At 73.9% G+C, this 9435-nt stretch carries 11 protein-coding genes; 5 read left to right on the forward strand and 6 right to left on the reverse strand.

Going from position 1 to position 9435, the window contains the following annotated elements:
• The first annotated feature begins 73 nt into the window (after window positions 1-73).
• Both ACWF41_RS05740 and hisS read left to right on the forward strand, forming a co-directional pair.
• On the forward strand, window positions 74-778 hold the full coding sequence (locus ACWF41_RS05740) for an MBL fold metallo-hydrolase (RefSeq protein ID WP_380320037.1): 705 nt from the start codon (window positions 74-76) through the stop codon (window positions 776-778).
• A 96-nt stretch (window positions 779-874) separates the two neighbouring features.
• The gene (gene hisS / locus ACWF41_RS05745; RefSeq protein WP_380320039.1) at window positions 875-2293 is read left to right on the forward strand and encodes a histidine--tRNA ligase; all 1419 of its coding nucleotides are present in this window, start codon (window positions 875-877) and stop codon (window positions 2291-2293) included.
• Window positions 2294-2324: 31 nt separating this feature from the next.
• Here hisS and ACWF41_RS05750 read toward each other — a convergent pair whose 3' ends face one another.
• Complete coding sequence (locus ACWF41_RS05750) at window positions 2325-2708, reverse strand: VOC family protein (RefSeq protein ID WP_380320042.1); 384 nt, start codon at window positions 2706-2708, stop codon at window positions 2325-2327.
• A gap of 192 nt (window positions 2709-2900) precedes the next feature.
• On the opposite strand from ACWF41_RS05750, the gene ACWF41_RS05755 reads away from it, so the two are divergent.
• From ACWF41_RS05755 to ACWF41_RS05765, 3 genes are all read left to right on the forward strand, one after another.
• Entirely contained in the window at window positions 2901-3479 is a 579-nt protein-coding gene (locus ACWF41_RS05755; protein ID WP_380320045.1) for a hypothetical protein, read from the forward strand.
• A 152-nt stretch (window positions 3480-3631) separates the two neighbouring features.
• Window positions 3632-3943 carry a hypothetical protein gene (locus tag ACWF41_RS05760; RefSeq protein WP_380347009.1) on the forward strand — a complete coding sequence of 104 codons (312 nt, stop codon included), beginning with the start codon at window positions 3632-3634 and terminating at the stop codon, window positions 3941-3943.
• 81 nt (window positions 3944-4024) lie between these two features.
• Complete coding sequence (locus ACWF41_RS05765) at window positions 4025-6181, forward strand: intein-containing Rv2578c family radical SAM protein (protein WP_380320051.1); 2157 nt, start codon at window positions 4025-4027, stop codon at window positions 6179-6181.
• Window positions 6182-6245: 64 nt separating this feature from the next.
• On the opposite strand, the gene ACWF41_RS05770 is transcribed toward ACWF41_RS05765, so the two are convergent.
• From ACWF41_RS05770 to ACWF41_RS05790, 5 genes are all read right to left on the reverse strand, one after another.
• Entirely contained in the window at window positions 6246-6557 is a 312-nt protein-coding gene (locus tag ACWF41_RS05770; protein WP_380320054.1) for a DUF1330 domain-containing protein, read from the reverse strand.
• Complete coding sequence (locus ACWF41_RS05775) at window positions 6554-7030, reverse strand: PPOX class F420-dependent oxidoreductase (protein ID WP_380320057.1); 477 nt, start codon at window positions 7028-7030, stop codon at window positions 6554-6556. The genes ACWF41_RS05770 and ACWF41_RS05775 overlap by 4 nt, the downstream gene beginning before the upstream one ends.
• Before the next feature lie 57 nt (window positions 7031-7087).
• The gene (locus ACWF41_RS05780; protein WP_380320060.1) at window positions 7088-8266 is read right to left on the reverse strand and encodes an SseB family protein; all 1179 of its coding nucleotides are present in this window, start codon (window positions 8264-8266) and stop codon (window positions 7088-7090) included.
• A gap of 40 nt (window positions 8267-8306) precedes the next feature.
• Window positions 8307-8699 (reverse strand): hypothetical protein, encoded by a 393-nt coding sequence (locus ACWF41_RS05785; protein ID WP_380320063.1) that lies wholly within the window; start codon window positions 8697-8699, stop codon window positions 8307-8309.
• A 22-nt stretch (window positions 8700-8721) separates the two neighbouring features.
• A partial coding sequence (locus ACWF41_RS05790; protein WP_380320066.1) for a polymorphic toxin-type HINT domain-containing protein occupies window positions 8722-9435 on the reverse strand: 714 nt, incomplete at its 5' end.

The raw sequence follows: 9435 nt of genomic DNA on the forward strand, positions 1-9435 counted from the left end.
AGGTCGGGACGCAGGTCACACCCGCAGGGACGACCGCCCCGCCGCACGGAGCGCGGACGCTAGCGTGGGCGGCGTGCAGATCCTCCTCGTCGTCGCCCCCGTGTTCGCCACCAACTGCTGCGTCGTGGTCGCCGGCACCGACGGGCGGGACGCGGACTGCGTGGTCGTCGACGCCGGCGCCGGGACCGCGCCGGGGATCGAGCGCCTGGTCGCCGAGCGGGGCCTGACGCCCCGAGCCGTCCTCGCCACGCACGGGCACGTGGACCACACCTGGGACGCGGCCGCGCTGTGCGAGCGGTACGACGTGCCGCTGCGCCTGCACGCCGCCGACGCCTACCGGCTCGACGACCCGTTCGGCACGCTCGGGTCGACGACCGGTGCTGACGTCGCCGACCGGGGCGTCAGCAGCGCCCTCGCCCAGGCGCTCGCGGCGTCGGGGCACCGACCGGAGGACTACCGCGCCCCGGCGGTCGTCGAGCCGTTCGACGACGCCGACGGCGAGCTCGTCGCGGGTGAGGTCCGGCTGCAGGCGCTGCACGCCCCCGGGCACACGGAGGGTTCCACCCTCTACGTCGCGGGCGACGTCGTCCTCGCCGGCGACGTCCTGTTCGCGGGCGGCGTGGGCCGCACCGACCTGCCGGGCGGGGACCCGGCGACGATGGCCCGCACGCTGCGCGACGTCGTCGGCCGGCTCGACCCCGCCCTCGACGTCGTGCCCGGGCACGGCCCGACCACGACCGTGGGCCGCGAGCTCGCCACCAACCCGTACCTGCGCTGACGCGCCCCGCCACGGGCGCGGACGGCGCGCGGACGGGGCGCGGACGGCGCGCGGACGGGGGCGCCGGACGGCCCCGCAGTCTGGGAAGATGTGCGCATGGCACGCCCCACCCCGCTCTCCGGCTTCCCCGAATGGCTCCCCGACGGTCGCGTCGTGGAGCAGCACGTGCTCGACACGCTGCGGCGCACCTTCGAGCTGCACGGGTTCGCCGGCATCGAGACGCGGGCCGTGGAGCCTCTCGACCAGCTGCTGCGCAAGGGCGAGACCTCCAAGGAGGTCTACGTGCTGCGGAGGCTTCAGGAGGAGGTCGAGGCCGGCACGTCCGTGGACCGCGCCGAGAACAAGAACGAGAAGCAGCTCGGCCTGCACTTCGACCTCACCGTCCCGTTCGCGCGCTACGTGCTGGAGAACGCCGGCCGCCTCGCCTTCCCCTTCAAGCGCTATCAGATCCAGAAGGTCTGGCGCGGGGAGCGCCCCCAGGACGGCCGCTTCCGCGAGTTCGTCCAGGCCGACATCGACGTCGTCGGCGCGGGCGAGCTCCCGTACCACTACGAGGTCGAGCTGCCGCTGGTGATGGCCGAGGCGCTCGGCGCGCTGCGCGACGTCGGCGTGCCCGAGGTCCGCATCCTCGTGAACAACCGCAAGGTCGCCGAGGGCTTCTACCGAGGCCTCGGCCTCGAGGACGTCGAGGGCGTCCTGCGCCAGGTCGACAAGCTTGACAAGGTCGGGCCCGACGCCGTCGCCGAGCTCCTGCAGGCCGAGCAGGGCGCCACGCCCGAGCAGGCCAAGGCCTGCCTCGAGCTCGCCGCCATCTCCGGCGAGGACGTCGGCGTCGTGGAGCGCGTGCGGGCGCTCGCGGCGTCCTACGACGCCGGCACGGAGCTGCTGGAGACCGGGCTCGGTGAGCTCGCTGCCCTCATCGAGGCCGCGGCGCGCCGGGCGCCCGGGGTCGTGGTGGCGGACCTCAAGATCGCCCGGGGGCTCGACTACTACACGGGGTCCGTGTACGAGACGGTGCTCGTGGGCCACGAGCAGCTCGGCTCGATCTGCTCCGGCGGCCGGTACGACACCCTCGCCTCCGACGGCAAGAACACCTACCCGGGCGTCGGGCTGTCGATCGGGGTCTCGCGCCTCGTCTCGCGGCTCCTGTCCGCGGGCCTCGTCGCCGCGACGCGCGGCGTTCCCACGGCGGTCCTCGTCGCGGTGAGCGACGAGGAGCACCGGGCGCAGTCCGACGCCGTCGCCACCGCGCTGCGGGCGCGCGGCGTCCCGGCCGACGTCGCGCCCACCGCGGCGAAGTTCGGCAAGCAGATCAAGGTCGCCGACCGCCGCGGCATCCCCTTCGTCTGGTTCCCCACCGGCCCGGGCGTCGAGGGGGAGCCGGTGGCCGACGCGCTCGCCGGCCAGGTCAAGGACATCCGCACGGGCGAGCAGGTGGACGCGCACGCGGCGTCCTGGGCCCCGCCGGCCGAGGACCTGCACCCGCGCGTGGTGCCGGCCGCCGCCCAGGCCTGAACGGGGCCCGGATCCCGGGCCCGCCGGGTCGTCACGCCTCGATGAGCGCGACGACGTTGCGCGCGGGGTCGCGGAACCACGTGATCGTCGGGCCCTGGCGCGGGTCGTCGCTGCGGACCACGCCGTCCGCGTCCTGCGCGAAGCCGGGGTAGCGCACCAGCTCGACCCCGGCGTCGTGCAGGTCGGTCGCCGCGGCGGCGACGTCGGGCACGACGAGGTTGAGGACCGTGTGGCTGGCGGGCTCGTGCGCGTCGCCCTTGGGGTAGACGAACACCGGGGTGCCGCCGGTGACGTCGAGCTCCAGCCCCATCGGCGTGCGTCGCGCCGCGAGCCGCAGGGTGTCGCGGTAGAAGGCCTCGGCGGCGTCGAGGTCGTCGACGGAGAAGCTGCTGAACGCGCGCTGCACGGTGAACACGGGTGACTCCCTCGGGTCGGTGACGGCCCGACGGTCCGGGCCCTGGGTGGTGGACCCCGCGCGCCGCGGGAACTGATCGGGGGACTCCCCGCGGGGGTTGTCCCCCCGGCACCCTGAGGCGCCCCTGAGAATCACCCTGAACTTGGGCCTGACCTGGCCGGACGGCGCGTCGGAGCCGCTACGGTGGCGCCCGTGAGCATCTACGTCGTCCTGTCCCGCAGCAGCACCGTCCTGTCCCGGACGATCCGTCTGGCGACGCGCGACGAGTACACCCACGCGGCCCTGGCCCTCGACGCCGACCTCGAGCTGATGTTCAGCTTCGGGCGCCGCCGCGCGGGCAACCCGTTCGTGGGGTGCTTCAAGCGCGAGCGGCTCGACGACGACCTGTACCGCGACATGCCGGTGCTGCCCGGCGTCGTGCTCGAGGTGCCGGTGACCGCCGCCCAGCGCGAGGCCGTCTGCGGGCAGGTCGCCGAGTTCCTCCTCGACAGCCACACCTACACGTACAACGCCCCGGGCCTCGTGAGCGGACTGTTCGGCCGCGGCTCCGAGGACGACCGGCGGTTCTTCTGCTCGGAGTTCGTCTACCAGGTGCTGCACGGCGCCGGCGTGGCGGACCTCGGCCTGCCGCGCTGGAAGGTCCGCCCGCAGACGCTGCTCCAGGTGCCGGGCGAGGTCGCCTTCCGCGGCGACCTCAAGCGGTACGTCGCCCAGCGCGGCCCGGCGCCCGCCGCGGCCTCGCTCGCGTTCCGCTGGCCCGTGCCCGCCTGACCGTGCCCGCCTGACCGCGCGCTCCAGCGCGCGCCCAGGGTGGCGTGGGACCGTGGAGCGATGCCGCACCGAGTCTTCCTTCACGTGGGCGCGCCCAAGTCCCGCGGGCGAAGCGGGGCGGCGACCTGTCGCCGCTGGTGGACGGGCTCGTGGTGACCCACGCGCTCGCCCCCCGGAGCTCCGCGGCGATCACCGTGGGACCCGACGACCTGCCCTGGGTGACCGAGCGCAGCGCCGCCTGGGTCGCGTGGCTGCGGGAGCGTGGCGTCGCCGTGCACGGCGACCTGGACGACCTGCTCCCCGGGGAGCCCCCGGACGACTGGACGGACCCGGACGCGCCGCGGCCCCGGCAGGTCGCCGCGGCGGCCCTCGACGTCGTGGAGGTGCTCCTCGCCGAGGTGCACGACCGGCCGGCGCCCCTGCGCGAGCGGCTGCGCCGCGCGGTCTCCCGCGCCCGCGGCTGAGCGACCGTCCGGTCCCGGTGCTGGGCCCAGGGCTGGACACGGGGCTGGACACGCGCGTCGAACACGTGTTCGAATGATGCGGTGCGATGGGACGGGCAGGCGATCGAGGCGGACGACGGCGCGCTGCCGGGGCTGGAGCGGTCCCGGCTGGGGCGGCTCGGACTCGTGCGCAGCGTGCGGACGCCGGAGTTCGCCGACGTCACGTTCCACGAGGTGATGGCCAAGAGCGCGCTCACCAAGGTGCCCGCCGCGTCGCGCATGCCCTTCGGCTGGACGGTCAACCCCTACCGCGGCTGCAGTCATGCCTGCCGCTACTGCACCAGCCCCGACACGCTCGTCCTGATGGCCGACGGCCGCCAGCAGCCGATTCGCGACGTCCGGGTGGGCGACAAGGTCGTGGGCACCGTCAGCGTCGGCGCATCTCGACGCTATGCCGAGACGTCGGTCGCTGCCGCGTGGCGCGTGGTCAAGAGGGCGTACCGCGTGACGTTGGCCGACGGGACGGAGATCGTCGCGAGCGGTGACCATCGCTTCCTCACGAGGGAGCGCGGGTGGAAGCACGTCGCGCGGCCGGAGCGGGGCACGCCGCAGCGCCCCTACCTGACGACGAAGAACGCCCTGATGGGGTTCGGCCTGGGCATGCCGACGACCGCGCGGTCCGAGCCGGGCGAGTCTCGTGAGTACCGTCTCGGCTACCTCACCGGCATGATTCGCGGTGACGGGATGCTCCTCGACAAGGCCTACCGGTCGGACGACGGACGAACCCGGCGCGTGACGCACTTCCGGCTCGCGCTGACCGACGCGGAGGCTCTGAACCGCTCGGCCGAGTACCTCGTACTCGAAGGGATCGCGCTCAAGCGGCGTCCTTTCAGTCCGGCGACCCCGACGAGGCGTGCCATGGACTGCATCCACTCAGGCCGTCGTGCGGACCACGAGGCGATCCACCGCATCATCAGGTGGCCCGAAGCGCCCGTCGACGAATGGAAGCGCGGGTTCCTCGCAGGGATCTTCGACGCCGAGGGGTCGTGCTCGCGAGGCGTCCTGCGCATCGCCAACGGCGACGAGGAGATCCTCGCTCGGACGAGCGCCTACCTGGACGACCTCGGTGTGCCGAACGTCCGGGAGCGAGCGCGTGCGAACGGCGTCGCCACCGTACGGGTCACCGGAGGTCTCGCGGCCCGGCGTCGCTTCTTCCACGCCGTCGGCCCCGCGATCACACGGAAGCTGACCATCCTCGGCGACGCGGTCAAGACCACCAGCGACCTCAGGGTGGTGAGCGTCGAGGACCTCGGCGTCGAGCAGGAGATGGTCGACATCACCACCGGGACCGGAGACTTCATCGCCAACGGCGTCATCTCGCACAACTGCTTCGCCCGCCCCACGCACGAGTACCTCGACCTGGACGCCGGCCGGGACTTCGACTCCCAGGTGGTCGTGAAGATGAACGTCGACGCCGTGCTGCGCACGGAGCTGGAGCGGCCGTCGTGGCGGCGGGAGCCGGTGGCGCTCGGCACCAACACCGACCCCTACCAGCGGGCGGAGGGGCGCTACCGCCTCATGCCGGGGATCATCGGGGCGCTCGCGGACTCGGGCACGCCGTTCTCCATCCTCACCAAGGGCACGCTGCTGCGGCGCGACCTGCCCCTGATCGCCGACGCGGCGCGGCGGGTGGAGGTGGGGCTCGGCGTGTCCCTCGCCTTCGCGGACGAGGAGCTGCAGCAGGCGGTCGAGCCCGGCACGCCCACGCCGCGGGCCCGTCTCGACCTGATCCGGGCGGTGCGGGCCGCGGGGCTGCCCTGCGGCGTCATGGTGGCGCCCGTGCTGCCGTGGCTCACCGACTCCCGCGACCACCTGCGGCGGCTGCTCGACGCGGTGGCGGACGCCGGCGCGACGGGCGTCACCGTGGTGCCGCTGCACCTCAAGCCGGGCACCCGCGAGTGGTACCTGCAGTGGCTCGAGCGCGACCACCCGCGCGTCGTGGCGGGCTACGGCCGGGTGTTCTCCCGCGGCACCTACGCCCTGGAGGCGTACCGGCAGTGGCTGTGGGACCGGGTGGAGCCGCTGCTGGTCGAGCGGGGGTTCGGTTCCTCCGGGCACCGCGCGCGGTCGGGCGCCACCGGCCGGTTCCCCCACGAGCTGCGCCCGCACGACGAGGGCGACTATCCCGCTGGCTCCATCGTCGAGCACCGGACGGCTCCGGCAGGGCGAGCCTCGGAGCCGGAGGAGCTCCTGTTCTGATCCGACGTCCCGTGTGGCCGCCCCGTGCTGTCGTCCCGGGCGGCGTCGTCCGACCTGGGCGCCGTCAGGCGACCGGTGCCACCTGCAGGATCTGCGTCCGCGCGATCGCCCGGTCGCGGACGTCGAGCTGCGCCGTCCGCTCGGGGTCGGCCATGTACGCCGCGAGGGCCTCCTCGTCCGGCATCTCGATGACCTGCACCTCGGTGGGGTCCTCCCCGCTCGCGCCGGCGAGGGTGCGGACCCGCGAGACGACGCGGCCGCCGTGCCGGGGGACCAGCGCGAGCACCTCCGACTCGTAGGAGGTCAGGAGGTCGGCCTCGCCCGGGGCGGCCCACAGCAGCACGGCCAGCGTGACCGGGCGTGCGTCGGCGCTCACGACGCGCCGTCGACGAGCCGCGCGGGGAAGCCTCCGGTCGCGACCGGCCCCCACCGCTCGATCGTGATCCGCACGACGCTCTTGCCCTGGCGCAGCATCGCCTCGCGGTACTCGTCCCAGTCGGGGTGCTCCTGGCCGGCGGCGGCGCGGTAGTACTCCACGAGCGGCTCGACGGAGTCCGGGACGTCGATCACCTCGGCCGTGCCGTCCACCTGCACCCACGCGTCGTCGAAGTCGTCCCCGAGCGCGAGGAACGACGCCTGCGGGCGGTGCCGCAGGTTCACCGCCTTGGCGCGGTCGGGGTACGTCGACACGACGACGCGCCCAGCATCGTCGACGCCGAACGTCACGGGGCTGAGCTGCGGCGTGCCGTCGGTGCGGGTGGTGACGAGCACGCCGTGGCGGCGGGCGCGCAGGAGGTCGAGCAGCTCGTCGCGCTCGACGCGGGTGGTGGTGGCGATCCGCGGTGCCATGGGGGCCCTTCGTTCGTGGTGGTGCGCAGCGAGCACGTCGCGCGGGGGAGGGAATGGTCAGGGGAGTGCGGGCGCCGCGCCGGGGGCGGGAACGTCGTCCGCGGCGTCGCCGGGGGCGCTCATGAGCCACTCGGTGGCGAACAGAACCTTGTCGGTGAGCCCCAGCATGGCCTGGCGGATCTCCGCGTGCGGGGTGGAGAAGGCGAGGCGCGCGACGGCCTGGGCACCGGGCGCGGGCGCCCAGTAGTCGACGAGGAGCAGCGGGACGTCCTGGCCGCCGAGCTCGGCCGAGCCCGGGGCCACGCGGACGTGCCGCAGGAACGGCCCGGAGAGGGTGTCGGTGACGGTGAGCTCGTCGTCGGGGCCGAGCCGCGGCTCGAGCCGGTCGTGGATGCGCTGCAGATGTGTGACGCCGCCCGCCTCGGGGCCGAGGTCGTGCCAGTACAGCGTGAGGTTCAACGCGAGGGCCGCGTCCTTGCCGGGCAGGGTCAGGTAGGCCATGGCCTGCCCGCCCGCGGCGGCGGCCTTCGTGGCGACGGCGGTGAGCTGGTCGCGCAGGTCGCGCCGCAGCGCGGCCCCGCGGTCGCCCAGCGCGGCGCCCTGCTGCTTGACGACCGCGCGGATCTGCAGGTCCCGCTGGGCCTCGTCCTCCAGGTCGATGAGCGCCCAGTGGTCGGGCAGGTTCAGCTCGATGCCGATGCCGCGCGACCCGCCGGCCTCCTCCACGCTGGCCATCGCCTGCAGGCCCTCGATGCTGATGCCGGCGCCCGTGCTGTCGGCGAGGCCGGTCGCGTCGGCGTCGTCCCCCGGCCCGAGCGCGGCGGCCAGCTCGGCGACGCCCAGGGTCATGGCGTGCGCGCTACCGGGGTCGACGACGACGCGGTCGAGCGCCGCCCCGTGCCGGCGCAGGAACGGGACCAGGGAGTCGCGGCGCCGGAGGCTGTACGCGCGCCCCGGGTCGTCCGCGAGGAAGGACTCGAGGGCCACCGGCGAGGAGAACAGGCCGAGCATGTAGGGGCGCTCCCCGTCCTCGGGCGCCGGGAAGACGCGCACCTGCGGCGTCTCGTCGTCGCGCGGCAGCACGGGGACGACCACCGGGTCGTCCCGCAGGGCACGGCCGACGGCGACCGGGTCCGCGGCGGCGAGGGCCACGGCGAGGGCGCTGGGGCTCGCGCCGGGCCGACCCGTTCCGTCGGGGGCTCCGGAGGAGGCGGGGGCGTGCGAGGCGTCCGTCATGGTCGATCAGGTCTCCTGGGTCGGGGACGGGGCGTAGACGTCAGCGCCAGCGGACGTCGAACCCGGTCACGTCGTCCCACGCGGTGACGAGGTGCCCGGGGGTGACGGCGTCGGCGACGTCGTGCATGGCGTCGAGGTCCATCTCCCCGAGGAGGGTCCACGAGGTCAGGACGTTGGGGGTCGGGTCGAACGGGCGGCCGGCGTGCTTCTCGTACTTGGCCGCGTACCAGCCGATGAGCTCGGGGGCCGTGTCCACCTCGACGTAGCACTCGCCGCCGTTGTCGAAGTCGAGCCGGAAGTCCAGCGACGTGCCGCTCTCGAACGCCCTGACGTCGCGGACGCTGAACGGCTGCGTGGCCTGGGTGACGTGGGCCGCGTCGACGCACGCGTCGGGGTCGGGCGCGGCCACGAGGGTGACGATCCTGTATGCCATAGCGGTGCAACGATCCTTCCGGTCACATGTTGTCGAGCTCGTCGAGCACGTACGTGATGCTCAGCCCCTGATTGTCGCGGAGCCACTCGTCCTTCATCGTCTGCTTGGGGTCCAGGCCCACCTTGCCCGACTTGGTCTCGACGACGCCGAGGAAGTCGCCGTTCTTGTTCCAGGCCGAGATGTCGTAGATCCGGTCCCCGAACGGCGTCCCGTACGTGTTGATCGCCGCGTCGTCGGCGTCCGTCAGCACCCGCTGCCCGCGCTGCCGCAGGAAGTCGGCCACGTGGTCGCGGTACGCGTCGCCCACGAGCTTGTTCATCCGCACCCCGGTGGGCAGACGGTGCGCGGCGTTGTGGACCAGGACGGGCAGGTCGCCGGCGAGGACGTAGTAGTTGTGGTGGGTCTCGACGTGGAAGTTGTAGACCGTGACCGCGTCGTCCTCGGGCCGGTGCTCGATGTCGATGCGGTCGAGGGTGACGGTGCCGTCGGGGGTGACGAGGATGTCGCCGGGTTGCAGGTCGCGGGCGAGGATCCAGCCCATGTTCCGGACCATGAAGGGGTGTTCGTCGGTGGTGGTGACGACGTGTCCGGCGATGGTCAGGTGGTAGAGGGTGGTGGTGGTGCGGACGAAGGTCTCCATGACGAGCTGCAGCTCGTCGGCCCCGGTGGCGAGGTTGTGGGCGTAGACTTTGTCCCCGGCGCGGATGTCCTCGATCGCGGTCACGTCGCCCGGCCC

Source organism: Isoptericola sp. NPDC055063 (assembly GCF_053608125.1).